Source organism: Ruegeria sp. AM7 (assembly GCF_056535965.1).
The window spans coordinates 2,521,851-2,546,518 of record NZ_JBQFJE010000003.1; the positions used below are offsets into that span (position 1 = coordinate 2,521,851).

Genomic DNA, 24,668 nt, shown 5'->3' on the forward strand with positions numbered 1-24,668 from the left:
CCTCCCGTTGACGGAAACCATGACATGAGTTTCGGAAAAGCGGCCAATACTATAAGTGATAGCACGAAAAAATAAATGTTTATAATCAATGCTTTATAATTTTTCGATTCGCTAGGTACGCACCTCAATAAGAAAAAAACAGAAAATGCTTCTCATTTCCGGCGATTTCTTCCTAAATGACCGCATGATCAAAATGGCACTTACTGGTTCAAGAACCGAAGCCCCAGATCAAAGTAACCGGATCTTCTGCCCGGCACTGCATGGGCTGACCCCTCCGCAGACGGATTTGGCATTTGTGATGCCCCGCATGGATCACAACCGCCAGGTTCGCGAAAATCATCGACAGGGCGACTGGGCTGCTCTTCTCGCTAGCGATCCCTTTGGCTCCGAGGCGACGATGTTCGGGCGATTGCACGAGATCGGGTATCTGGGAGTTACAAACTGGCCGTCATCCATTTTACTGGACGGCACACTTCGGCAATCCATGTCGACGATCCCCGCATCCCCCGAATTCGAATATGATTTCCTCGCCCGGGCGCAGGAGGCCGGGTTTCAGGCGATGGCTTTCTTTCTTTCATTGGATCAGGCCCGGACCGCCCTTAGGGCAGGGCTGACACGGTTGGTGTTACATCCCGGTATCCTTGACGTCAGGAGTGAAGAAAGTGGCGCCATGGTGCTGGGGTCGCTCCAGCGTCTGATCGATGCAATCCGGGCCGAGGCCAAGGACGTTTCGATCCTTGCTTACACCTCTGCCTGGCACGAAGATTCGGTTCCGCTTAGCACACTGGCCGTGGACGGTCTGGTCTGGCTGGAGGCGGGCACATCATGAAACACCCCAAAAGCTTCCTGTTTGGTGCGGTTGTTGGTTCAGGGCTGACAGCGAAAGCGGCTGACAAAGCCGGTGCGGATTATCTTCTGGCGCTCAATGCCGGCCGTTTTCGGGTGCAGGGCGCGTCATCGCTGGTCAGCTTCCTGCCGGTACGCGCCGCCAATGACTGGGTTTTTGAGTTTGCCGAGCGTGAAATGCTGGGGCGGTGTTCGGCACCTCTTTTCGCGGGTCTTTCCGTAAGTGATCCCAATCAGGATGTCGCCGAGCTGGTTCAGCGCACCAGTGATCTGGGCTTTGCCGGCGTGTGTAATTTCCCTTCGACCACTTTGATTGATGGCCGTTTGGGCGCGTTGATCGAACGTGAAGGGCTGGGGCTTGAACGTGAAATTTCGTTGGTCGAAGAAGCCGTAAAAGCCGGAATGGAGTCCTTTGTCTACGTTCAGACCAACGCGCAGGCCCGCAGAATGGTCGAGGTTGGAGCAACTGCCATTTGCGTGAATATCGGCTTTACCAGCGGCGATACTGGCGTGAACACCCATCTGACGCTGGAATCCGCGGCCGCACAGATCGAGCGTGTGCTGGAGGGTGTTCCAGCTTCGGTCGACAAACTCTGCCACGGCGGGCCAATCACCTCGCCCGAAGAGGCGTTGGCGATCACTCGGATTTGCGGCGTGCAAGGTTTCGTGGCCGGATCGACACTGGATCGGTTGCCGGTCGAACAAACGCTCAACGAAGTGACCAAGGGCTTTACGGCTATTCCAAGCTTGTCGCGCATCGCCACCGTCGCCTCAAGCAGCGCGCATGATCTGGTTGGGTCCTCCTACACGATGCAGATGATCCGCGAGGAACTAGACGATCTGGCTTATGAAGACATCCCGGTTTTGCTGATTGGCGAAACCGGCACCGGCAAAAGCCGGGCGGCTCAGCGTTTGCACGCGGCGGGTCCCTCGGCCCGGAGGCAGCTTGTGGTCGTGGACTGCCCGGCCTTGGACGGGCCGGAAGGTGGCGTTCATCTGCTTGGCAAGGCTGCGGGAACATTTGGCGGCACAAGCAGTCAGCGCGGGGCTTTGGAGCAGGCGTCCGGCAGTACCATTGTCTTTGACGAGATCACGGCCCTTGGCCCGGATCATCAGGGCAAAATTCTGAAATTCACCGATGAAAAGATGGTCCAGCGGATCGGGGATCACACGCTGCGAAAGGCAGAGGCCAGGATCATTGCCACGTCCTCACCAAACCTTTTGGACGCCGTCGAGAACAAAACCTTTCGTCCGGATTTGTATCACCGGATCTCTGGTCACGAGATCACTCTGCCACCCCTGCGCGAACGCATCGACGATATTCCTGAACTCGCGCTGCATATCGGACGACAGGTGACCAGTGAAACGCCGAAATTCTCGAACGCTGCGCTGCGTCTGATGCTGGAACATGACTGGCCCGGCAACGTCAGAGAGCTGTACTTTGCGGTCCAGCGGGCGGTACGCAAATCAGATGGAGCTACAATCAATCTGAAAGATGTCGAATTCCTGCGACGGAAACCCGTCTCGGGTTCGAAAATCAGTATCCCGGAGTCTCTGACAAACACACCGGCATCCGAGCGCGACTGGATCGCTGAAGCGCTGGCGCGCAACGGCTTCCGTCGGGCACAAACTGCGCAGGAACTTGGAATGACCACCCGCACGCTTTACAACAAAATCAAGAAGCACGGCCTACAGGGATAGCGCGGATCAACGAAAGCACCCTTGGCGACACACATATCGCGTTGTTTAGCCCTTTTCCGCCCCCGACAGAGTTCCCGAACGCACGTATTTCTGTGACGCAAGAAACAACACAAACACCGGTGCGATAACCAAAAGAGCCACCATGATCGCTTCAGGTGCTATCACAAGCATCAATGATGGCATCAACGCTTACAATGGCGGCAGCGGGGATTTGACCGTAAATGTGGGCGATATTGCAAGCGACCGTGGCAGTGGCATTTCGGCCAACAGTGGCGGAGAAAGCGGCGCGTTTTCGATCACCTCATCCGGGACCATCAATGCCCTAAATAATGGAATATCTACGGCTAATCGGGGCAGCGGGGCCCTGACCATCTACACTGCAGCAGTCTCCAGCGCAAATTCTGTTGGCATTAACGCATTAATCTTTGGCAGCGGCACGGATTTGTCTGTCACAGTCACTGACTCAGTTCAGAGCCGTCAGAACGCGATCGAAGCAGACAACCGCGGCTCGGGCGCGCTGACCATTCAGGCGGCGACCGTCACCAGTAGAATTCCCGCCCAATATTCTGAAAAGCAACGTGTTCTGGCGCAACAAATACCGGCGCAGCCTGCACTGCCGCACTTGTTTTTGGGCCGCGGGATTTGGACAAGCCAAACGCCCCCGGCCATCAGGGGTAAGACGCTGCCTTCCCCCTCGGGCAACCCTATTAGACAACACCGTGTCCTCAGCTACGCCCGCGGGCCGCACCACCATTGTCGAATAGCATTGCCTCGCCCCCATCCGCGTTCGCCACGTGGCAGATCAGCAGGGACAGGCGCCTTCGGCGTCTGATCTGCCAATCAGCCCTGATTTTCCCAAAAGGGAAGTCAGGATCATTGAAATCGGTCTAGGTTCTGGATGAAGGAAGTGAGGCGAAAATGGCAAGGTTCTGTCGCTGGTGGCAGAACTATGTGTCGCCTGACAAAGATACTGTGGAACGTCACTGATATTTGACTCAATCGACAGTCAAAACCTCAATAAATCTGCAAATCGCGTCATTTAATTCTGGCCCAAACGTCAAGCATTTCTGACCCAATCTGAATAGTGGTCCTTCATCAACGCTGCGGCTAAGGTCTCAATAGAGCCCATAGTGCCTGATACTGCATGGTGCACGAACGTCGGCTTTGTTTCCATCCACGACTAATAAACCAATCAACATTGTACCGCGTTGTCCGAGAGGTTGGCACCACAAGCTCACTGGTGGCGGTGTTTCCTGCACACTACGCTACACCATGAATTTAATGAACATAGCACGTGATGATAGGTTCCCCGTTTTGTCGCGCCCATATTCGAGCGTAAACAAGCGGTACTCACGATATTTGGTTGGCCCTAACTGCCCGGGCCAAGAGAACAGGTCAGGTTGCCACCGTACCACCCGGCAAACACACCGCGCGAACGTTGGCCTTTGAGCTTTCTTTTCAAAAGCAGTCCTGCTTCGGTGCTGGGATAGTTGCGAAGATAAACCTCCGCCCAAGCAAGGTTGTGGTACCTATCGCTTCGCGTAGTCCAGAAAAATGTATCTTGGGGACCGCTTAAGCCAACTGGGTTATTCGGCGCAGCTGATGACTGAACAAGCCATACCAATGCTCCATGGATATCTGTCTGACGGCTCTTATGTCGAAAGCCTTTTCCACCGCCACGCCGCGATGCATCCATCGCAAGCACGAGGTACCCGTATGTGATAAACGTGTAGTGTAGTTGCCGCTTGGCCGGACGTTTGTTGCGAGCTTGGTCAAATGTACCGGCCAAAGGGGCATTCGGGCGCATTTGCCGCGCTAGATATGCTAGATCTCTTTCACCTTTTTTGAACGCTTTTCGATTACCTGTTTCTGCACCCCATGCCAAAAGCCCAGCCGCACGGGCGGCATGGCCTTCTTTACCGTACATCTGCTCGAAACCGCCTACTGAGCCTGCCCTTGCTGCAAGCCGATCTCCCCACTCCGCAATTGCGACAACTCTTGGGTCATTTTTTCCCAAAAGTGCGCTTAGTGAACTGTGCACCATCGACAAGTTGAGCAGGATGTTCGCTTGCCACCAGGCTGCGTCTATCTTCACGCCATCGTACAAACCTTGTTTTTCGAATGATCTGGCCTGAGCGGCTGCCGCAAGCTGATCGGCGATCTGGCTGGCGTCCGCCTTGGAACCGGTACGGAGTAGATGGGAATTTGCCGCGCCGAGTTCATTCATGAAAACAGCGGGAGGCCGGTCTTTTCCGGATGCTGTTTTGAAGGGTTGTGTGATTGGTGCGGTTGTGAATTTGGAAGGCTTACGTTCAGGGCACCAGGCATTTCGGTAGGAACTATTCGCGGAGAAGAATTCCAGTCTTTTTGGGGCGTTTGCGAAATCGGCCATTACGGGTTTTGCGTCCAAAAATCCAACACAACATATTGAAATTAAAACGAAAAAGGATCGCATTTCACCAATACTCCACTAGAATACTTTTCACTGATGCTAGTGAGGTGTTCTGGATTCAGTCAAGCACCACGCTTGAATTATGAACCTTCCGCAAAACTGTGACTGGTACATCTCGGAATTAGGGTTTGGGAACCTCAACTATAAACGAACGCTTCCATATTGTTGTGTCGTTCCAAAGAGGGCTGGTTTTGGGAACATTAGGACCTTGAAAATTCCCGAAATCCTGATTGCCGCTGCTATTGTCAGGACTACCCCGCTTCCAATTGGAGAAATTCATGGGCTCATTATTTGCCCATCCCCAGCCACCATCAGGCTCCGCGCCTTCGGGGTCCTGCACCAAGCCAATTAATGGTCCCAGAGCGAGGTTTCCTTCAAACGCCCAGTGCCCATCATCTTCCAGCGTCAGTTGATACACAAAGTCGTTTTCTTCTCCGTCAGTGATGGTAACGAGGTGTCCACCCAAGGCTTCGGAAACCTTTTCAAGAATCTCAAATTCTGCGCCCCACGTTCTGATTACGTAGTAAGTCGAATCCTCGTATTCGCCGACGGTTACTAAATCAAAAAATTCGAGCAATTCTTCGGGAGATGGATCTAAGGTCAGAAAGTCCTCGAGGTATTCAGGGTCAAAACTTTTGGCTTCGTCGGATTTGTTTGACAGAAGGACAAAGGTTGAAAAGCCAATAGATATTAATACAACTGCGAACAAGAGGGGCAAAAAGTACTGCCCACGAACCCAAGCCTGAAGTCGTCGCGCGGCTTTCTCGTAGGTTGGCAGGGTGGCCTCACCTACTTTGTACACCTTCAATGGTTGATCAAGGTTTTTGACAAAATGCTCGCCGATTTTTGTGAAGCGGTAATCCAAGCTTCCTTTGACTTGCTCAATAACGTTTTCGGCTAAACAGATTCCACCGGGTTCCGAAATCGTCTCAAGCCTGGATGCTACATTTACTCCGTGACCCAACAAATCACCGTTGGGTTGCTGAACGACCTCACCAATATTGATACCGATCCGGTACCTCATGCGGTCGCTTGTTCTAAGCTGAGCATTGTTAGCATTGTGTTGTTCTTGAATGGAAATAGCGGCTTCCACCGCGCCGGTGGGATTGTCAAAACACGCCAGCACGCTATCGCCTGCCGTGTTTGCGATCCTGCCTCCGTAAGACTTGATAATCGGATCCATAATCGAACGAAGCTCTGCGAGACGATGTAGGGTAGCCTCTTCATCCTCAGAAACGAGCTTCGTAAACCCAGCAACATCTGCCGCCAATATCGTCAATAGTCGCTTTGAGTTTTTGTACACATCAAACTCGCAAAAATACTCACATGATGTTCGAAGTAGGACATTTCAAAGTATGCTGGCAGATTTTGGATGCTGTATCAACAAGTGGTGATGGCGCTGCGCGCTTAGCTTATTTTCAAGCGAAATGATTTCATTTGTCAGAGAATGTAGCCAAGCCTACTGGAAAACGTCTCTAAAACTCAGAGAATGCTATTTCTTGACTAATGCAACACCATCCAAAGTTATTGTTTGTTGATTGCCCGGAACAATAGCAGACTTTGGCAGCCACACCGCAAACTTCCACTTTGTCCCGCATAGCGATGATCTCATTAACCTGCATCGAACGGCGTGTTTCCAGATTTCTGTGAAGATGGTGACAGCGAAGTGTCGATGTGTTAGCTGACGCCATGATCTGAATGTTCTCCATCTATTCGCACTCAACGCGGGCGTTTCCGTGACCGTTGGGTTGCGCTTATGAAAGGAAAACATGAAACTTCGAGATCTCCCCCCGATTCAAGGCAAACGCTTCGACATCGAAACGCTCCAATACAACGTCGTTAGCCTGATGAACCAGGCGGATGAGGGTCCGACATTCCTACGCCACGCTGGGAGGGTGACCCACGTCGTAATGACCGAAGAACTGTTCGACACGCTTTGGCCAGACCCGAGGCGGGCCTGGAGCATCTGTGAAACGCCACTCCGCGAGGAGCGTCTCCTGTTCGAGGCTTTGAACAGGTCACTCGCCGAGAGGGAGGATGACGGTTAGAAATTTAACGTCAGTCCGGGCGCTGAAGGTCCGTCACAGCGCCGGGAATTTCCCAACCCAAGGATGTTTGGCGCTCCCGATACGAACCGAGAACGTCGCTGAACGGGTGTTATGTGAAGCGCTCTCCGGTTGAGTGGTCCGTCCGTCCACAGCCTACCGGCCCAATCACCTAACACCACATTGAGCGGCTTTTTCCCGCCCCATTGATCTTGTTCGCCCAGTCCGATATTCAGACCGGCTGCGTTTTCGGCCGTCTATCCGAGCCCAGCCCAAAACCAGCGAGCCAACCGACGGAGGGTGCCATGTAGTTCAGAAACTGCATTAAAGGCCAATGACATGGCCCATTACAAACGCAAACGTCCCCGTACCGTGCTTGGGAACGGGTACTCACGCCTAGGTCTGAGCCGTCGTCTCGGAAAAGACCCGGATGATGTCCGGTGGCTTGGCAATTGGCCACGCTATCACGACATCACCTGTCACACGCGTCCAACGAGACGCAAATCCAAGGCTCTTGCGTCCGGCATCCTGAAAGGCGCTGATCCTGACGACCTAGTCTGGCCCGATGGGCGCAAGCCCCACCACTATTATTGGTGAGTTTGTGCGGCGGAAGCATTCCATAACTCTGCCGCGCACTTTGGCTCAGGTGGCCGTTGAGACGACCGAAGCAGTTTGGCCCGTTGCGGCCATCGTTAGATCACGAACCGAGTCCCGCGTCTTTTCTCACTATGTGCCGCAGCAAGTTATTGCCCTCGGTCATGAGGTCGTGGCGATCTTCGTTCTTTTTCACTACGGATGCCCACGCCATTTGATCGTGTATGAATTCATCAATGACCGCTATGCGCTGTCCACGACCCATTTCCTTGGTTTTGCTTTTTAAAGTCAAAAGCCTGTCAATGTGCCCTACTAGGTTGGGAGACAGATCCTGATCTTTCATGAGATCATGCAGGTTCATGGGCGGTGGCGTGTCGGGTATCTGCCGGATCCACGAGATCGCCAAAGCGGGTCTCAGGATGTAGAAATACGTTTTGAAGCTCACATCCAGGCTCTCACCAACATGCTTGTCCCACTGTTTCTGTGCCAGGCTGCGATAGTGGTGCAGACAGGATTCGCCGAAGGTCGTCTTGGCTGCGAAGGCAATCAGCCGTTCACATATCGCATCATTCCATCTGTACCTGATAGGACTGGATAACCATTCCAACATCACTGGATTAGGTTTGATCAACAAACCAAGCGCTTTGCGAATATCCCACCCGTTTATGTCCCAATCGCCCTCGATGGGCAGTTCGATGACATCGCGACCGGGCTCAATACTCAGATACCAGTCTGGCCGATGTACATAGATGATGCGTACATCGTAATCACTGTCGGGAGACGGGAAACCCCATGCACGGCTACCGCTTTCAATGGCGAACAGCACTCGGACATCATGATCCGCTTCTAAAGCGGTAAGCTTAGATTGGATGACCTGCTCGTTCTCAGGCGAAACGCTGGACGCGAAAGTTAGACGGTTCATTGGGTTTCTCACAGTATCAAGACGGCCATCTGGAACGGTACATCATGGTTTTATTAACAAGACCTGGGGGAGCAACCGCGGCGCTGTGGCTACTGAAACCGTCGGATCAGATTAACTCGTTACTCTGGTCGCTAGTTCCCGAACCACGTCTCGTGTCTCGATCGGGTAGGCACGAATAAACCCAGCCTCGCAGGGGATTGTCTCAACTGCTCTGCGATCCAGTGCCGGAGCCAAATGGATCGCGGCGATCTCAAACTGCTCTGCCATTTGGCCCAGCGTTACATAGTGTTTTTCAAAAGCCTGAATACTCTCTTCAGTGATGTAGTAGCGATAATGCTGCGTGTCCGGGTTTCGCAGTTTTATCTGATTCAGGTATCCACCATCTCGCAACAGCCGGATTGACCCGATGCTAATTCTCAAGCGCGCCGCCGCATCCAGAAGCGACAGATCACCAGAAAACACGCGCTCCGATTTCTCCAGGATCTCAGCGCAGTCGATAAGAACTCCAGCCAACCCCTCTACGTCCGGATCTCTGCAAACGCCGGTCAGTCGGCCTGCCGCCCAATCGGCGACAACGCGAGCCAGGGCCACCCCGCTCTGTCGGCTGTACTCCGAGAGAGGCAACCTATGACGTGCCCGAGAGGCAATGCGTAGGCCTTCAAGCCTAATCAGCAAGGTCTGTACCGAGGAGGATGGAACATAGCGCAGAGACGTTCCAAAACGATAGGCTTCCAGAACATTATGCCGGATCAGTGCCTTAACATGGACCGGAAGGATATTCAGCTGGACCGCGGTGGATTTGATATTCTGCAACCCAGACCAGAAGTCGAGCACGGCAGCCAGATCCTCATGGCTGACATCTTTTATATCTGACAGGTCGCTCGCGTTTTGACCGCGAAGATGGGCGAGAATGCCTCGCACCCGAACCTCGCCGACCCCATGTAGCTCTCGCGCGCGTTCAAGCGTGATAAGTTTGGGTGCTGAGATTTCCGCACCCAGAACTTTCGCGCCGGTCTGCAGCGGATAGTTCTCCCGTACAAAATCCTGCACACAAGCCCTGAGCACTGCTGTCGCCGGGTCCTCTTCAGTTTCTTTCAGCCAGGTATAGAATTCGCCCATATCGGTCGTGAAATAAGACCGCTTTGAGGAAGACCGGCGCCTTGCACGCTCCAACTCAGTTTTCAGGGCTTCCGGCCCACTCTTCAGAACCTCGAAACCAGCTGACATGGAAGTACGCTCTTGTTCGAAGTCCAAATCCGAGCGGCCGACGCCGCGATCCATGGCAATCGCCATACCTAATGTCAGAGCAGCCTGATGAAGATGCGTTAGCTCCAGCGAGTCCAACCAATCACCGGCGACCCCAAACTCAATACGACGGCTCAGGTAGGTTTCAAACGAGGATCGCCCAAGCGATGTCGCGTCTTGAGCGGCTTCAAAGATCAGATCTTGGTGACGCGTCACTTGTTCAACCACATCATAGGTGCGATGTACGTATGACGCGTTGGGAAGCTGGAGCAGCGGAACGCCATGTTTTGCGCAGGTCCCAATCGGAAGCACCAACCACTCAACAAGTTGAAACGCGTTCTCAGGACCAGAAGCCTCCATGGTCTCCAAAATACATCGTGGACAAATGCGGATGGTCGCACGGCGTAGCGTACCGTTGGTCGCTGATGAAAGCCCGACGCGATAGCGACAGGGGCCAATCAACCTGGCCGCTCCATGTTCCAGCTTGGTCAGAGGCACCCTGGTTAGCAGGGACAACGTCTCCAACTGGTTCAAATGCGCTGAGCAGATATGTGGCCATCGCATTCCAAGATCCGAGCAGAAATCACGGGGCGTGCTCGTGTATAGTCGAGCCAACCGAGCAACATAGCTTGACGGGGTCTCCCCTTCTGTGAAGGGGAGAATTGGGTTCAGCAGGGGCTTCATGCGTCTTCTCCGTCTTCAGGCCCGTCTCCGTCGTCCAGGAGCTTTCTTGGATTGATGCGACCGTAGTCCTCAGCGATGAAGACATTCATCCAGGTCTCTGCTCCATTCCTTTCGCTGTAGATCGCTGCAAAATGCCGAATGCCCAGATTTGCTTCGAACCCCTCTGTAAACAGCGCATGTGAAACCGCGAGGACAACAATCTCGGCCAAAAGCCCAAACTGATAGTCCGCTGCGTGAATCAACCGCATGGCAAAGGCTTCGTTTTTAACCGAGGCCGCTACATTGATCTGCGCCCGATCAGCGTATTTTTGAACGATCTTGATGACGGGACCGACATCGCGCAGTGAATGCAATCGACCGATTTCCACCGGGTCAACCCGCCGTGCCAACTGAGCATCCTGGTTTACAATATCTTTGAGACCCGGCATCCCAGACAGCAGCAGACTTACAGGCCAGACAGAGTTTTCCATCATCGACTTAAGTGTGTTCACGACGGACTGACGCTCTTTCTCGGTTTGGTATCGAGCCAAATCCTGCGCTTCGTCAAAGCCCAGAAAGAGCGTATGGCGACGTTTGAGTTGTTCCTTGACCTGATCCCAGATCGCCGGTCCTTGTTTGTTGCCGGCATAGGGATATCCCAGCGCCCGTAGCGTAGCTGCACCAACGAACTTCATCGTAGCCGGGCTTGGCACCTGAAGCCCGATATACTCACAGATTTCCTCACCTGGGTCTGTGGCCATCAAACGCCTATATTTGTGAACGAGATGTCTTACCGCTGTGGTCTTGCCACTGCCCGACTGTCCCACCAGCATAATGCTCCTGGCTTTGAAGACGACACCGTCGGCATCGTCAGCACGCCGCTGCTCAAGGAGACTGCCAAAGCGCGCGTCTAGCTTGTTGAATTCCGGACGCGGGATGTGGAGAGTTCTCAAGTTTTGCACGGTTTTGCGGATGTCTTTGTCAGACCGGAAGTTTTGAGGGTCCTTACTCATCGTCCTCCTCCTCGCCTTGATCTGCGTCTCTGGCCATGCCGTGGTCGCCGTCTTCATCCTCCAGTTCATCGCTGAAGAACCACTCGTCTTCATTCACCTCCGGCAGCACAGGTTCCTCCTCGGGCAGCGGACCGGGAAGGTAGGGAATTTCATCTGAAAGGAAACCAACGTCCGGATCAGAGATTGCTGTCTTTTTGTCAGACGCAATGTCCGGTGCAGATCCTAAAGACAGACCCCAGAACGTCTCTTTCTGCGCACGTCTGATCTGATCGCTGGTGAGCTTGATCGGGCCAAGCTGCCGCGCTGCGCATTGCTCAGCGTCGATCTCCTTGATCCGCCGAATAGCGCGGTCCACCACACCCTGCGTCAAGCTTGCCGCTGCGCGATTGTTCTGACGCAATTCAAAGACTGACCGCTCCCAGGAGGCGAAAGATACCCCTTCGAGCCCCTCAATCCTTGCACCCAGCGTGGACCACCCACTGTCTTTGCCGCGCTCCAACCAGACAGAAATGTGCCCCATATCTTCGGGATCGATACTGACTTCGACACTCTGCTGGCCGTATTTTTGAAAGTGTTCCGCCAGACGTTTGGAATGATAGTTCACGCCGTTCATCAAAACGCCATGTGGGCCAGTCTCACGATTGAATTTCAGCCCCAGGATATGACGAAGCTTGTGCTTGCTCATCGGTGCAGACCAGCCGAATTCGGTGACCAGCTTGCCCCACATGTTGTTTGGTGTTGCGTACTCCAATCCCCGGTGATTGCGATTGTGGTAGACATCGACCGTGAACCGCACCAGCAACTCCAAGATACTCTCGGCGGTATGCACCGCATATTTCTCCGATGGATAATCCCCTCTTTCTCGTGGATTGGAAAAGGTGCGCCCGGTCAGATAAGGCATCAACAAAGTCGCCATCGAGCGGAACAAGCGCTCGATAACTCCCCTCAATTTGGGAACCCCAGCAGGTAGAACGGAATAGTCGATCGCCAAATCGGAAAGCGCAGCCTTGAAGTCTGCGTTTACAAAGGCCGGTCCGTTGTCGACGACAACGTGACAGACATGTCCATGCTGCGACCAGGATGTTTCGCACCCCAACTGGGACGCGAGCATGGTCTTGTCTCGCATGGCCATCCGGACAACTGCTTTCGCATCTTCGGCACTTGGCTTGGTCGAAAGTTTGAGACCGAGTATCGAGCGGCTGGCGACATCAATGGCGGCGCATACCCAGTAGCGGCCAAGTTCGAGATCGCGCAGGCTCGGATGGGTGATATCGGCCCCTGCAGCTTGCAAGATCGACATGAGATCAATTTCCCACTCATCCATTTCGACACGCAGCAATGGTGCGTGAAGTTTGATGCCCCCCGCATGGGCGCCCAGCTTGTTCTTGGCATACGCGACGCCATTGCGCGCGGCCTCGACTTCAAACCGATCCAACTCGTTGATGCGCCGTTCAATCGTGCTCTGTGAGGCTTCCAGAAGAAGATCTTCGCCAGCAAAGCCAAGGGCGGTGTTCTTTCGCCGCACTTCAGCATTTACGGCTTCCAACACTTGCGAAGGGTAGATCTCGTTGGGGTGAAGGTAGTTTGACAGCTCAAGCTGAATAATCGCTTCAACCTGCGGCTGGACGCGCTTTCCGTTTTGACCGTTAAAGATCGACTTTTTGACAAAGATCATCGGATCTCTGGTCTTTTCCCACTCACGGTATTTTTTCATGATGCTGCTGCGACCGGGCACATAGGAGAGCAATGCGGGATCGACCCCCTCGCCATTCATGCCTTTGAGCAGCCCATCGCGGAGCTTCTGCTGTACGCGCTCCTGCAGCTTCGGCAGAAATTCAGACCACCGCTTTGATGATCTGTTGAACCACTCTTCGGCTTCACCCTCACTCATCGATTCACACCAGGCTTCGCCAAGAAACGCCTTGAACTGGGTTTTGAGAGACAACCGCGACAGCAGCGCACGCCCAGCCCGCGCACGGCGTGCAGCCTGACGATCGGAGAAGTAGCCATATTGGACTGAGAAATGCCCATCTTCGAGCAAACTCGCGAGCTCCGCATGGGTAAACGTCAGAGGTACAGCACCCGCTTGCTTTGCAAGCAGTGTCACGGTGTTGTCCGCTACCTTTTGAACAAAGTGAAGCTCACCCTTTCCGAGCACCGCGTCTTCATGGCTAATGTTAAGCTGAAACTGGATATCTTTCATGGCATGTCCTTTCCGGGGGCAACGATTGTGTTGATGGAGATGAGTTCACGCGTGTTGGCCTTAAGAAGCCCCGCGTAGATGGCTCGGAAAGCCGCGCGGAACCCGCGCGCAACAAGGCCCAGAGGATTTATGAGATCACTGATCGAGAGTTCGTCAGTGAGACCCGAAACAAACTCGGCAACTAGAAGATCGGCTTCATCGTCCGGGCAGCGCCGAAAGAAGTTCAAAAGCTCTGCGTTTTGGACTTCTTTTGGGTGATGGTTGCGCTCGGTGATGAGGCAGACTTTGTCGGCAAATCCCTTCGGCAGATCACGACGGATAGCTGCCAGCGTGCTTCGGAAGTTTAGCTTTTCGACCCGTTCCGCAGGTTTGACGGCCATCGCAATCTTGGATCCGTCCCGATACTCGGCCAGGTAGTCAAAACGGTGCGAACGCTGTCGACCAACAGCGTCAATGTAGCTGACGGGACGAGGCTGATCATGCAGGTTCCAAAGATTGGGATCTGCCAGCGCAAGAAGGCAGGTTGCCCGCTCATGTTGGCTGGCAAAAATAATCTGCCGCCAGTACATTTCGGCAGGGGTCATGGCCAAGGTAAAACCGCGCACAGTGAATTTTGAACGTGCAGGAAACATCAGCCCAGCCGTGGTAGGCTCGGGGGGACGATAGAAATCGTCGTCGTCATCTTTAGACATATCTCTTGCCGTGGCAGCGGGTCTTGTCCGCGCCATTCGGCTCCTCTTCATTTGTGGAGACAAAAGGCGACCCGCCTGCTGAAACGATCAGCGCGGTTGACGGGTCACAAATTTTGGGTCATGAATGAGGTGCAAACGGGTTCTATTCATTTGCACCAAGCCCTTTGAGAGTGCCAGCTCTCGGGGGCTTTGCTTTTTCTAGGGGCTCATCTGTCATCCTCCTTTCTTTGAAGTGGCTAGAACAGCACTGAGACAAGTGCATTGATGACATCAACTAAGGATTGCTCGATGCGCGAATTCAGTAGTTTGCGTAAACTGGCGAGCCCACACCCAGCAGACCGTTGTCTGGCCTCTGCCTGAAACACAGGATTTCGGTCCTTTCTGGCTCACAAATGGGTCCCATCGCGACGCCACAACCTTTCCAGAATCTCGGATTTACGACCTTCCCGGGCTTTGCCCCTCAGCCACCTCTGATTGGGCGTAGCGCTCAGGAAACAGCTCCTCAACAGGCTGATTTAACACAGAAGCCAGGTGTTTTTCGATTTTCTCTGAACGGCTTTTCCCAAGCGACACAGAGCTGACGGCGCTGGCTCCGACACCGATCCGTTGAGCTAGGTCCGTGAGCTTCAACCCTCTGATTTCTAGTTCACACTTGATCCGCGCGTGCCTTGCTCGGTCGATAGGGATATCGTTGTGTCTCATGAATTGACCTCGCGAATGGAGTCGATTTTTCAACTATCCCAAATAGATTTGATCGCGCGCACGGCAGTCAAATCTTTTAAACGCTGCCCCAAATTGCAAAAGCACCTTCTTGGAAGAATGGGTATGGAAAATGCGAGCTAAGGAGAAAGTCGCCTGTAGGCTCGCCCACGACATGTGGGAGGTTCAGAACAACTACAGAACTTTCCGGAAAATTGACCCGGCAGCGGTAGACCGCTCCGTTATTCGTTTGGTCGAAGATGGTGATCTCTTTACGACGGTCTGGCTGAAAGACACTAGAGGGTTGCCTTTTCAGTTCTCGTCTAAGTATCTCATTTCAGACTTTCATGCCGTAGAAACGCTCAAGGATCTACGTGCAAGGTACTATTGCTCTCGCAAGTCTCTTTGGAGGCTGCTTGATCAGCTGGGTTTGGATCCATGGGAACGCGCAATCAAGGACTATGAATCTCGTATACCTTTAGCGCAGATAGCAAAACGCCATGGGCTGAAGACAACGACACTTTCTGACGGCCTGAAGCATCGAGGAGTTCCAATTCGCTCAGGAAGACCTCCAATTCAACTCGATTGCACTGAAGTTCAAAAAGCGCTTCAAGACTGTCCTTCAGTTAACGAATTGAGCAGAAGGTTGCGGATTTCATGGGCCAAAGCAAAAGCAATAGCGAACACCTAAGAAGTGAGGACTGATGGTAGGAAGTTCTCTAATCTAACCAAACCAGTCAAAGCAGAATCACTCGACTTCAGATTTTGATTTCTGGAAATCAAAGCAAAGTAAAAGCGACAATGAGCAGTCTTACGGACATTGAAAAACGATATCTGGAGCGTTTGCTAGACATGGGTGGCGGGTATGTCTTGGACTATTCCGACAACACCTATGGCGAGTTCTTCAAAAAGCATCGGATCAACATCCATGGGCAGAAGTACCAGACCTACGGAACATCAAAGGCCAAAAAGATGCGCGCTTTTTGGGAGCAAGAGCCGGATGCAATTGTCGGTAAGGTCCTATCAGAGATGTTGGATTCCTATGTAGCAACCTGTGAGCTTGACGGGGCCAACATCGACAAACCCGTACTCGAAAAAGGGCGAGTTGCCGTTGATCGACTCTTGGGTAAAAAAGCTAAGCCAAGAGCAGCACCGACCGAGAGCAGCTTCCTAGACGCTGAGTATTCAATTCCAAACCTCGGTAAGTTGCCTGTCGACGCGCCCGTCATACCTGTCATCGAGAAGCGCCTTGCAGAAGCGCGCACTGCATTAAAGGTCGGAGCAAATCTCTCTGTGATCTTCCTCTGTGGCAGCGTGTTGGAGGCTGTTCTTCTAGGCGCTGCGCAAAAACGCCCGGCTAAGTTTAACAATGCAAAGGCCAGCCCGACCAACAGCGCGGGGAACGTGAAGAAGTTTCACGAATGGAGCCTTGCTCAGTTCATCGACGTAGCCTGCGAGATTGGGGTGCTAAAAACCGATGTCAAAAAGTTTGGGCACGGGCTTCGCGATTTCCGTAACTACATCCACCCGTACCAGCAGCTTGCCTCAGGTTTCACCCCTGACCAACATACAGCCAAGGTCTGTTTCCAAGTGCTAAAGGCGGCTTTGGCCGATGTGGCAGGAGAACGCTAGCCCACCACCGCAATGCAACTGGAGTAGATCCCGTCAGCATCAGTTGGGTGCGTCGGCGAGGGGGTGAGAGCCCATTGCTGCCTTAGCATTGATCCGCTCGCAGCCAATAGCAGCCATTCGTTTTTTAGCAGATTTCAGATCCAGCTGACAAACAAATCACCAAAGTTTCAGAAGAACGTCTCGGAAAACGGCTTGCGTGATATCTAGCGTCGGAATTGCCAGTAGGAAAGTTCCGGTGACGCCCAGGCTTAGTGACACGAAGCGCGCTAAACGGAATGTATGCATCTCACCGGTCCACCATTCTCGTGAAAGGTAGCTGATGTAGTCGCCATGCTTGTTGAACATGAACGTTCGCACATCTGGCCGGTAACCTGAAACCAACGGCTTCTTGCTCCTGAACTTGTCGTGCACTTTCCAGAACAAAGGTAATCTGGGCTTCCAATGGTCGGAAAAAACATGTGCTTCCATGTCCGCAAGCTCGTGGACGCTGTAACGTTCTCCAACTCTGGCGGCAAACTCAATGTCACCTTTGGCAAGCCTTAAAACCTGTGGACGAAAGGCCTTAAAAATTAAGTTTGAAATCAGCAAAAGCAGACTACCAAAGAAGACCAGCCTCATCTTGGCTATACCAGTTAGGTAGAACGGTGTTTCCACACCCGGTTCAACTCCAGCTATCATTCGAAATGAAGCTATTTCCGCGATTTGGTCGTTGAACAGGATCAGATACCCAATGATCGGCACCAACGCGACGACACGCGTTAAGTCATTGTTGGCAACTCTTTCAACTGAATGCCATTGCGTGAGTTTCCAATCAGAATGGAACTTCATTGAAATACGCTACTCCTTGAAAACTGTAGTCACTCAACGACGCGAGAAGCGGTATCCCTCAACGTTTTGTGGACGATACCTCATTGAAAACTTGACGGAAAGCTGCGGCGGCTGTCTATTTGAGACATGACATTCAATTTCAAGTTGTAGGCGCATAGATGACTGAAAAGTTGCCAGATTACCTGGCTCAAGGCGAAGCTGCCCGTTTGTTCCCCGTTCTCTCAACCACGTCAAAGGAAGGCCGCACAACGTCCATTGTGCTGGCCTGTATGGTTCAGATTGAAGAGCTGGGAGCCGCGCTGCTGCAATCAATAGGCCAGAAGCGCGGGAAACGGGCACAGGTTCATGCTTTCACCGAGGTTGTGTTCAAGAACCAATCCAAGACAATCAAGGATCGGCCCGACGGATTGATTGTCCTGAAGGTTGGCTCCCGCGAGTGGAAGGCTCTTGTCGAAACCAAAGTTGGGAACAACACCCTCGATGCTGAGCAAATTGAAAGATACCGTGCTCTTGCCAAAGAGAACGGCGTCGATTGCGTCATCACGATATCCAATCAATTCGCGACTACGCCGACCGCGCACCCTGTTGAGGAAGTCAGGAGAAGCAGGTCCAAGATACCCGTGTATCACTGGTCCTGGATGCATGTGGTCACGACTGCGGAGTTGCTGATCAGCAATGAGCAGGTCGAGGACAAGGACCAACTACTGTTGCTGAATGAGCTTAGGCGTTTCCTCAACCACGAGAGCGCTGGTGTGCAGGGCTTCCATAGGATGCCCAAAGAATGGGGCGATCTCAACAAACTGGTGTCGTCTGGCGGTGTCGTTCCAGCACGATCGCCGGAGGCGCAGATCGTAGTCGATGCTTGGCACCAGGAGACCCGAGACCTGTCGTTGATCTTGAGCCGATTGGTGGAAACATCCGTCAGTGAGAAACTGTCGCGCAAGCACATCAATGATCCGGCTCAGCGAAAAAAGGATGAGCTGTTGATGCTTCGCGAACACCACCAGCTCCAATGCACATTGGATGTTCCGGATACGGCAGCCCCTATCGAAGTCACTGCAGACCTGAAGCGGCGGTGCGTCGACGTCGGTATGACCATCCGAGCACCTGAAGATAAGAAATCGACAAAAGCCAGACTGAATTGGCTTCTTCGGCAGATCAAGGTCGACAACATGGATGGGCTGTATATTCGCTTGCTTTGGCCTGGTGCCAGCGAGCCGACGCAGCACTTAGTCTCAGAACTCCGGGAAGACATTGATATCTGCCAAGAAGGCAAGGACCATTTGGTTACGCACGGCTTCCATGTATTTTTATCCAAGCGCCTCGGTGGTCGGTTCACACAACAGGCCAATTTCATATCTGACTTGGAAGAAGTCGTTCCTCTATTTTACGGCGAAGTAGGTGCAAATCTGTCCATCTGGAAGAAGGCTGCGCCTAGGATCAAACAGGAAAAACCAACTGCTGAAGATGTATCGATAGATGCGATTGCCGAAGATGCTGAGGACTTTGAAGGCTGAACTGAGCTTAAGAAAAACCGCTCCACGAGCGCCACCAATATCCAAGAGGGTTTAAGCATACCCACAGCCCAAAGTGGGCATTCCGATTTGTTAGGTTGGACGAATTCATGATGTTCGCTGCAATTTTGGGTTGAGCTACGCGCGCAAGATGACGCAACTGGTCCGAGACGCAAGTTGTCGAAGTAGAGTGTCACATAGGTGATTGGATCAGCCTCAATGCTGCACTAGAGTTCCACCAAAAGCGCAACTTCACGTAGTCTGCGCGTAGGAGAAAAGTACAAGTGACGCAAACGCTTTTAGACGAAATTGATACCGCCCAACGGAATGTACGAACAGATGCTTTCCAGATGTCAATTGGAGAGTTGGTAAACCTCTATGATGACGGTGATATTATTATTGCCCCTGAATTCCAAAGGCTCTTTCGTTGGGAGATTAGCCAAAAATCCAAGCTTATTGAATCCCTTCTGCTCGGTATCCCGTTGCCATCCATTTTTGTGTACGAGCTCGAAAGCGGGAAGTGGGAGCTGGTTGATGGTCTGCAAAGACTGTCTTCCATCCTTGAATTTATGGGGAAGCTCAAGGATGAGAACGGGGTTGTCACCCCACCTTCGGTCCTAGAGTCGACCAAGTACCTACCATCCTTGCACAATGCAGTGTGGGCGAAAAGTGAGGCGATTGACGGAGTCACACCCGGCGATCAAGTTGAATTGGATACAAGGCTTCAACTAGCGATCAAGCGATCACGGATCGGAGTGGAAATCCTCAAGCGGCCGAGCGACAGCATGACAAAGTTTGATTTGTTTCAAAGACTCAATGCTGGAGGCACCGCGGCTAACGAACAAGAAATCAGAAATTGCATAATTCTGATGGTCAATGCTGATTACTTCCGGGGTTTAAAAGCCGCGGCAGAGACTAGCAATTTTCTTTCAGTAACGGGCCTCAAAGAAAGCCAAACCGAGAAGCAACGGCATATCGAAATGGCCGTAAGACTGCTGGTTCACACGTTCGTAGACTACGATGGCAAACTCGATGTCGGCGAGTACATTGACGAAGGAATTGTTTCGCTCGCCACGACAGGAAACATCGCTGAAGCCACCGAGACCATAAACTCGACCATTAATTTACTTTATCAAGCCGCGGGAGGTGATGTGCTTCGAAGATTTGATCAAGGAGCATATAGCGGGCGCGTCGGCTTGGTTGGGTTAGAAGCCATCGCAGTAGGTGTTGCGCGCAATCTTGGAGAAATTCTTCAGGAACAAGATCCTGTTCAATTCGTTCGAGATAAATCACGAGCCTTTTGGTCGCAGCCTGAGGTTACGGATTTTGTCTCGCCAGGGATGCGCGGGACAACAAGGATTCAGAAGACAGTCCCATTCGGGAACCATTGGTTTAGACCATGAGCAAACCATATTCTGCCAACGACTTCTCACAGCTTGTCATTTCCGACAGGACATGGCGAATCCGGGAGATATCTGACCTCAAGACTGCAATCCGGCGAGCCGACCAATCTCTAGAAAAAGTACTTCTTCGAGCATTGGTAACTGTCTCGTACGCTCATTGGGAAGGACATGTTAGAAATTCGGCAAGGTTGTATTTAACTCATATAGCCTTGCGCAAATTTCAGTACGCGAACCTTAGTCCGCAGTTCCTGAAAAACTATTTCCTGCCAAGATTGTCGGCACTTTCAACAAGCAAGAGTAACTTGGCGTCCAAATGTGCGTTGTTGGATGAAATTCTAATGGCTTCGAGCAAACAATTTTCTCGTGTGAATGATGACCTAGTGAACACAAAGTCCAATTTGAACTCGGAAGTGCTCCGTGAAATTTGCCTAGTTTGCGAGATATCGAGCGAAGAATTTGATGAGCATGAGAGTTTCATTGACGCGATCCTACTGAAGCGACGCAACGCTATTGCCCACGGCGAAGATACTTTCGTCGCTAAAAGTGACTTGGATGAATTAGCGGGCAAAACCATAGGATTGATGAGAATGTTTGGTGATGCCCTCGACAACAGGGTTCAGCTCAAATCATACTTGGCAGCGTAAGAGCGGCAGTGTTTTATTCTGAGGAATCGTTTGCAAAGTCCGCTTCCTGCGCATGGCCACCTTCAGGGGTACCGATGCCGCAACCGCAGTGAAGGTCTGATTGGTGGCCAGACTGTTACTTTTTCAGTTCGACAGAATGATACAATCGCAAATTGCGGTGGGCTTTCTTCCCCACCACTTTCCTTTCGTGGGCCAGCGGGATTTGGACAAGCCAAACGCCCCTGGCCGTCAGGGTGAGGACACGGCCCTCCCCCTCGGGCAACCCTTTTAGACAGGGCCGTGTCCTCGGCTGTGCCTGCGGGCCGCACCACCCCTGTCGAATAGCGTTGCCTCGCCCCCTCCCGCGTTCGCCACGTGGCAGATTAGCAGGAACAGGCAGCTTCGCTGTCTGACCTACAAATCAGCTCTGATTTTCCGAAAGGGAAGTCAGATCAAACCAAACTGTCTGCGGCAGTATGAAATTGGGGGCGGCGTGTTAGCAGATGACGCAAAGATCAAATTCAACTGATGTCCAACTTTTGGGGGCGCCTTCTGATGTCGAACGTTCACTGCTTTTCTGGTCCAACTATGACGGTTGGGTCAGGTTCGTGTGACGTTCAACAAGATACCAGTGGCGGACCGAGGAGGATTCGAACCCCCGACCCCTTGATTCGTAGTCAAGTACTCTATCCAGCTGAGCTATCGGTCCGCGTTGGTGAGGCGGTGTTTAGACCCGGCGTCAGATACGTGCAAGCCGATTCTGCAAAAAAAAATCAAAAAGTCACGTCGCCCCGCGGGAGACGGATTTCAAAGGTCGTTCCCATCGGTCCGGTTTCGGATAACAGCAGATCTCCACCGTGTCCGCGCACCAGCTCCTGCGAAATCGCCAGACCAAGCCCCGATCCTCCTTTGCGCACGCCCCCCTGAAAGGGTGTAAACAGGTTTTCACGGGCCTTGGGCGGAAGACCGGGACCGGTATCTTTGACCTCGACGCACCAGCTGTTCTCATACTCACAGCCCGAAATCGTGATTTTCCCGGGCTTGCCCGACGCCACAAGTGCCTGACGGGCATTGCGGACTAGGTTCATTATGACTCGGAAAATCTGTTCTGGGTCTGCTCGCGCAACCAAATCTTCGGGCAAGTCGTTTCGGATCTCAACGCAAGCGTCCGCCACAGCCAGCTGTTCGCTGGCCACGACGTCATCGGCGATATTATGCAGGGGGACCATCGTCAAAGTCGGCGCAGGTTCCTCAGCCCGGCCAAACGCGAGCGTCCCTTCACAGAGAGAGACAGCACGCGTAATCGAATTTACCAGTTTAGGAGCCATACGGCGCACAAGTGGGTCATCACTGGATTCGATCCTGTCCGTGAACAACTGAGCCGACGTCAGGATATTCCGCAGGTCGTGGCTGACTTTGGCCACCGCACCGCCAAGTTGAGCAAGGCGCTCGCGTTGCTTCAGAGCCTGGGTCAGTTCGGTCTGCAACTGTTGCAGCGCCTCTTCCGCCTCGCGCAGCTCGGTTACCTTGGAGTTGGGGGAAATGATCCCCCGCGCATCTTCGGGCGCACCTGCGTAGCGCTGCATGTATCCGACGACGCCCTTAATCGGACGCACCAGAACCACCCGCACGGCAAGGAACAAGAAAAACGCAGTAATGATTGAGATTACAAAGGACAGGCCAAGTATCCGCAGGCCGTAATCTGTCATCGCCATGTGTAACGGCTTGCTGTCAGTGGTCACCTCGATCAACAACCCCGCCCCTTTGACAGGCTCTCCGATCACTCGGATGATCTCGTTTTCCGGCGTGAACAGGCGCGCCACGGCGTCGCGGATCAAAACCCAGGGGGTCGCGTCACGCAGATCAAAAGTCTTGATGATCTGTTGGGGGATTGGCGAGGACAGCATCAGTTGCCGCACCTCGTCGCGCCGCAATACCACGTTGTAGACACCCGCATTGGCCAACAATTCGGCCTCAAGATCATCCGCAAGCATGTCATCTGCCAGCAGCGCCAGAGACGCAATTTGGGCGCGTTCAAGCCGGTTGAGCAGAAAGTCCTCGCGGAACCGCGCAATCGAGGGGACAAAGATCAGGATCTCGGCCAACATGACGAAGACCGTGGTCAGGATCAGAAATCGGCCCGACAGCGAGTTCACTATGCACTCTCCTCCCGGTCAGGGCATCCAGCGCTGGACGAACCTGACCACTCGTTTAACTGTCTGATTCTCAAACAGCCTTGGCGAGAAATAGGCACCCGCAACGCGTTTGTTAAGCTCTCCGATCGTCGGATAAGGCGAAACCATCGCGGCTATCTGTCCCATCTTGAGGTTATTAACCAATGCCAAAGACCACAAGTTGATCAATTCACCCGCCTGATGGCCCACGATTGTCGCACCCACCGGGCGCCCTTTTACGACCATGACCTTAATGAAGCCTTTCGTCTTGCGTTCGGATATGGCGCGGTCGTTGTGGTGATAATCAAAGCGCGCGATTTCCACCTTGTCGCCGTGCTGCGCGCGCGCCTGCGCCTCGGTCAGACCAACCTGCGCCAGCTCGGGGTCGGTATAGGTGGCCCATGGTATATGCGCGGTTTTCGCCTTGGAGGGCAGACCGAACAACGCCGAGCGGATGATGATGCCCGCGTGATAGCCCGCCACATGAGTGAATTGCAGTCCGCCCGCCACATCGCCGATGGCATAAACTCTCTTGTCTGTGGTGCGCAGCGCGTCATCCACCTTGATACCGGTGCGCGTAGGTTCGATCCCCGCCGCCTCAAGGTTCAACCGGTCAGTATTGGCTTTGCGCCCCGCGGCCAACAACAGGTGCGAACCCGAATGGATCTGGCCGGTCTCGGTCACGACCTCGACCTTGCCGTCCGCGCCGCGAATCTGTGCGACCATGGCTTGCTCGTGAATCTCGACACCCTCAGTGCGCAACGAGTCCAGCACGATCTCTGCCGCCTCGGGGTCGTCCTTGCCCAGCGCCTGCATCCCCTCGATCACGGTGACTTTGCAGCCCAGACGGATATGGGCCTGCGCCATCTCCATCCCGATCGGGCCGCCGCCGATGATCAACAGATGCTCGGGTTTGTCGCGCAGGTCAAAGATCGTCTCGTTGGTATAATACGGCACCTGATCCAAACCGGGGATCGGCGGCACCAGCGGCGACGAGCCGGTCGCAATCACCACCCGCCGTGCAGTAATCAGATTGTCACCCGCCTGCACCTGCGTGGGTGAGACGAACTGACCATATTCGCGGATCACTTTGACGCCGAAGCCTTCGAACCGTTCCTGACTGTCCATCGGTTCGATCTGCGCGATCACATCGTGCACGTGATCCTTGGCGGCGGCATAGTCCACCTGCGGCACCACATCGGCCACCCCCAGCGTGGATGAATGCGCCTGCCCGTAAGCCGCCTTACCGCTGGCGATCAGCGCCTTCGAGGGCACGCAGCCAAAGTTCAGGCAGTCGCCGCCCATCTTGTGACCCTCCAGCAGGATCACATCCGCGCCCATCTGGCTGGCCCCGGCCGCAACCGACAGGCCACCCGACCCGGCGCCAATCACCAGGATATCCGTCTTCAATTCTTGCAT

Annotated in this window: 20 protein-coding genes and 1 tRNA gene; 9 read left to right on the forward strand and 12 right to left on the reverse strand. The window is 53.4% G+C overall.

The genetic code is table 11. The annotated features are described in order from the left end of the window. Positions 1–145 precede the first annotated feature (145 nt). The 3 genes from ACR3EG_RS16560 to ACR3EG_RS16570 all read left to right on the forward strand — a co-directional run bounded on the left by ACR3EG_RS16560 (position 146) and on the right by ACR3EG_RS16570 (position 3,379). On the forward strand, positions 146–829 hold the full coding sequence (locus ACR3EG_RS16560; protein WP_480497406.1) for a phosphoenolpyruvate hydrolase family protein: 684 nt from the start codon (positions 146–148) through the stop codon (positions 827–829). Continuing rightward, positions 826–2,547 carry a phosphoenolpyruvate hydrolase family protein gene (locus tag ACR3EG_RS16565; RefSeq protein ID WP_480497408.1) on the forward strand — a complete coding sequence of 574 codons (1,722 nt, stop codon included), beginning with the start codon at positions 826–828 and terminating at the stop codon, positions 2,545–2,547. Before ACR3EG_RS16560 ends, ACR3EG_RS16565 begins: the two co-directional genes overlap by 4 nt. A gap of 142 nt (positions 2,548–2,689) precedes the next feature. Beyond that, positions 2,690–3,379, forward strand: a complete 690-nt coding sequence (locus tag ACR3EG_RS16570) for a hypothetical protein (RefSeq protein ID WP_480497409.1) — start codon at positions 2,690–2,692, stop codon at positions 3,377–3,379. 537 nt (positions 3,380–3,916) lie between these two features. On the opposite strand, the gene ACR3EG_RS16575 is transcribed toward ACR3EG_RS16570, so the two are convergent. Next, positions 3,917–5,002 carry a hypothetical protein gene (locus tag ACR3EG_RS16575; RefSeq protein WP_480545937.1) on the reverse strand — a complete coding sequence of 362 codons (1,086 nt, stop codon included), beginning with the start codon at positions 5,000–5,002 and terminating at the stop codon, positions 3,917–3,919. 118 nt (positions 5,003–5,120) lie between these two features. After that, on the reverse strand, positions 5,121–6,302 hold the full coding sequence (locus ACR3EG_RS16580) for an adenylate/guanylate cyclase domain-containing protein (RefSeq protein ID WP_480497412.1): 1,182 nt from the start codon (positions 6,300–6,302) through the stop codon (positions 5,121–5,123). A 1,081-nt stretch (positions 6,303–7,383) separates the two neighbouring features. On the opposite strand from ACR3EG_RS16580, the gene ACR3EG_RS16585 reads away from it, so the two are divergent. After that, entirely contained in the window at positions 7,384–7,641 is a 258-nt protein-coding gene (locus tag ACR3EG_RS16585; protein ID WP_480497414.1) for a hypothetical protein, read from the forward strand. 100 nt (positions 7,642–7,741) lie between these two features. Here the strand turns inward: ACR3EG_RS16585 and ACR3EG_RS16590 are convergent, their stop codons facing one another. The 6 genes from ACR3EG_RS16590 to ACR3EG_RS16615 form a co-directional block, all read right to left on the reverse strand. Next, positions 7,742–8,560 (reverse strand): nucleotidyltransferase domain-containing protein, encoded by an 819-nt coding sequence (locus tag ACR3EG_RS16590; RefSeq protein ID WP_480497416.1) that lies wholly within the window; start codon positions 8,558–8,560, stop codon positions 7,742–7,744. A 111-nt stretch (positions 8,561–8,671) separates the two neighbouring features. Next, positions 8,672–10,489: a TniQ family protein gene (locus ACR3EG_RS16595; protein WP_480497418.1), complete on the reverse strand. Its 1,818-nt coding sequence runs from the start codon at positions 10,487–10,489 to the stop codon at positions 8,672–8,674. Continuing rightward, positions 10,486–11,538 carry a TniB family NTP-binding protein gene (locus tag ACR3EG_RS16600; protein WP_480497420.1) on the reverse strand — a complete coding sequence of 351 codons (1,053 nt, stop codon included), beginning with the start codon at positions 11,536–11,538 and terminating at the stop codon, positions 10,486–10,488. Before ACR3EG_RS16600 ends, ACR3EG_RS16595 begins: the two co-directional genes overlap by 4 nt. Continuing rightward, on the reverse strand, positions 11,474–13,684 hold the full coding sequence (locus ACR3EG_RS16605; protein ID WP_480497422.1) for a Mu transposase C-terminal domain-containing protein: 2,211 nt from the start codon (positions 13,682–13,684) through the stop codon (positions 11,474–11,476). The genes ACR3EG_RS16600 and ACR3EG_RS16605 overlap by 65 nt, the downstream gene beginning before the upstream one ends. Then, entirely contained in the window at positions 13,681–14,439 is a 759-nt protein-coding gene (locus ACR3EG_RS16610; RefSeq protein WP_480497424.1) for a hypothetical protein, read from the reverse strand. The genes ACR3EG_RS16605 and ACR3EG_RS16610 overlap by 4 nt, the downstream gene beginning before the upstream one ends. A 372-nt stretch (positions 14,440–14,811) precedes the next feature. Further along, complete coding sequence (locus ACR3EG_RS16615; RefSeq protein ID WP_480497426.1) at positions 14,812–15,078, reverse strand: helix-turn-helix domain-containing protein; 267 nt, start codon at positions 15,076–15,078, stop codon at positions 14,812–14,814. A gap of 109 nt (positions 15,079–15,187) precedes the next feature. On the opposite strand from ACR3EG_RS16615, the gene ACR3EG_RS16620 reads away from it, so the two are divergent. Further along, positions 15,188–15,766, forward strand: a complete 579-nt coding sequence (locus ACR3EG_RS16620) for a hypothetical protein (protein ID WP_480497427.1) — start codon at positions 15,188–15,190, stop codon at positions 15,764–15,766. 110 nt (positions 15,767–15,876) lie between these two features. Next, positions 15,877–16,707: a hypothetical protein gene (locus ACR3EG_RS16625; protein ID WP_480497429.1), complete on the forward strand. Its 831-nt coding sequence runs from the start codon at positions 15,877–15,879 to the stop codon at positions 16,705–16,707. Between the two features lie 156 nt (positions 16,708–16,863). On the opposite strand, the gene ACR3EG_RS16630 is transcribed toward ACR3EG_RS16625, so the two are convergent. After that, complete coding sequence (locus ACR3EG_RS16630) at positions 16,864–17,535, reverse strand: hypothetical protein (protein ID WP_480497431.1); 672 nt, start codon at positions 17,533–17,535, stop codon at positions 16,864–16,866. A gap of 158 nt (positions 17,536–17,693) precedes the next feature. Between ACR3EG_RS16630 and ACR3EG_RS16635 the strand changes: the two genes are divergently transcribed. The 3 genes from ACR3EG_RS16635 to ACR3EG_RS16645 all read left to right on the forward strand — a co-directional run bounded on the left by ACR3EG_RS16635 (position 17,694) and on the right by ACR3EG_RS16645 (position 21,096). Then, positions 17,694–19,052 carry a hypothetical protein gene (locus tag ACR3EG_RS16635; protein ID WP_480497433.1) on the forward strand — a complete coding sequence of 453 codons (1,359 nt, stop codon included), beginning with the start codon at positions 17,694–17,696 and terminating at the stop codon, positions 19,050–19,052. A 281-nt stretch (positions 19,053–19,333) separates the two neighbouring features. Next, positions 19,334–20,452, forward strand: coding sequence for a GmrSD restriction endonuclease domain-containing protein (locus ACR3EG_RS16640; RefSeq protein WP_480497435.1), 1,119 nt, complete (start codon positions 19,334–19,336; stop codon positions 20,450–20,452). Continuing rightward, positions 20,449–21,096 (forward strand): MAE_28990/MAE_18760 family HEPN-like nuclease, encoded by a 648-nt coding sequence (locus ACR3EG_RS16645; RefSeq protein WP_480497437.1) that lies wholly within the window; start codon positions 20,449–20,451, stop codon positions 21,094–21,096. The genes ACR3EG_RS16640 and ACR3EG_RS16645 overlap by 4 nt, the downstream gene beginning before the upstream one ends. Before the next feature lie 611 nt (positions 21,097–21,707). Here ACR3EG_RS16645 and ACR3EG_RS16650 read toward each other — a convergent pair. The 3 genes from ACR3EG_RS16650 to ACR3EG_RS16660 form a co-directional block, all read right to left on the reverse strand. Then, positions 21,708–21,784 (reverse strand) — tRNA-Arg (locus ACR3EG_RS16650). Positions 21,785–21,848: 64 nt separating this feature from the next. Then, on the reverse strand, positions 21,849–23,234 hold the full coding sequence (locus tag ACR3EG_RS16655) for a sensor histidine kinase (protein WP_480497504.1): 1,386 nt from the start codon (positions 23,232–23,234) through the stop codon (positions 21,849–21,851). 15 nt (positions 23,235–23,249) lie between these two features. Further along, positions 23,250–24,668 carry a dihydrolipoyl dehydrogenase family protein gene (locus tag ACR3EG_RS16660; RefSeq protein WP_480497438.1) on the reverse strand — a complete coding sequence of 473 codons (1,419 nt, stop codon included), beginning with the start codon at positions 24,666–24,668 and terminating at the stop codon, positions 23,250–23,252.

Coding starts and splice junctions, on each gene's coding strand:
- ACR3EG_RS16575 (WP_480545937.1), bottom strand. CDS start 5,002: ATGCGATCCTTTTTCGTTTTAATTTCAATATGTTGTGTTGGATTTTTG.
- ACR3EG_RS16630 (WP_480497431.1), bottom strand. CDS start 17,535: ATGAAGTTCCATTCTGATTGGAAACTCACGCAATGGCATTCAGTTGAA.
- ACR3EG_RS16595 (WP_480497418.1), bottom strand. CDS start 10,489: ATGAAGCCCCTGCTGAACCCAATTCTCCCCTTCACAGAAGGGGAGACC.
- ACR3EG_RS16615 (WP_480497426.1), bottom strand. CDS start 15,078: ATGAGACACAACGATATCCCTATCGACCGAGCAAGGCACGCGCGGATC.
- ACR3EG_RS16660 (WP_480497438.1), bottom strand. CDS start 24,668: ATGCAAGAATTGAAGACGGATATCCTGGTGATTGGCGCCGGGTCGGGT.
- ACR3EG_RS16600 (WP_480497420.1), bottom strand. CDS start 11,538: ATGAAGACGGCGACCACGGCATGGCCAGAGACGCAGATCAAGGCGAGG.
- ACR3EG_RS16565 (WP_480497408.1), top strand. CDS start 826: ATGAAACACCCCAAAAGCTTCCTGTTTGGTGCGGTTGTTGGTTCAGGG.
- ACR3EG_RS16625 (WP_480497429.1), top strand. CDS start 15,877: ATGAGCAGTCTTACGGACATTGAAAAACGATATCTGGAGCGTTTGCTA.
- ACR3EG_RS16605 (WP_480497422.1), bottom strand. CDS start 13,684: ATGAAAGATATCCAGTTTCAGCTTAACATTAGCCATGAAGACGCGGTG.
- ACR3EG_RS16645 (WP_480497437.1), top strand. CDS start 20,449: ATGAGCAAACCATATTCTGCCAACGACTTCTCACAGCTTGTCATTTCC.
- ACR3EG_RS16570 (WP_480497409.1), top strand. CDS start 2,690: ATGATCGCTTCAGGTGCTATCACAAGCATCAATGATGGCATCAACGCT.
- ACR3EG_RS16590 (WP_480497416.1), bottom strand. CDS start 8,560: ATGAACCGTCTAACTTTCGCGTCCAGCGTTTCGCCTGAGAACGAGCAG.
- ACR3EG_RS16560 (WP_480497406.1), top strand. CDS start 146: ATGCTTCTCATTTCCGGCGATTTCTTCCTAAATGACCGCATGATCAAA.
- ACR3EG_RS16585 (WP_480497414.1), top strand. CDS start 7,384: ATGGCCCATTACAAACGCAAACGTCCCCGTACCGTGCTTGGGAACGGG.
- ACR3EG_RS16635 (WP_480497433.1), top strand. CDS start 17,694: ATGACTGAAAAGTTGCCAGATTACCTGGCTCAAGGCGAAGCTGCCCGT.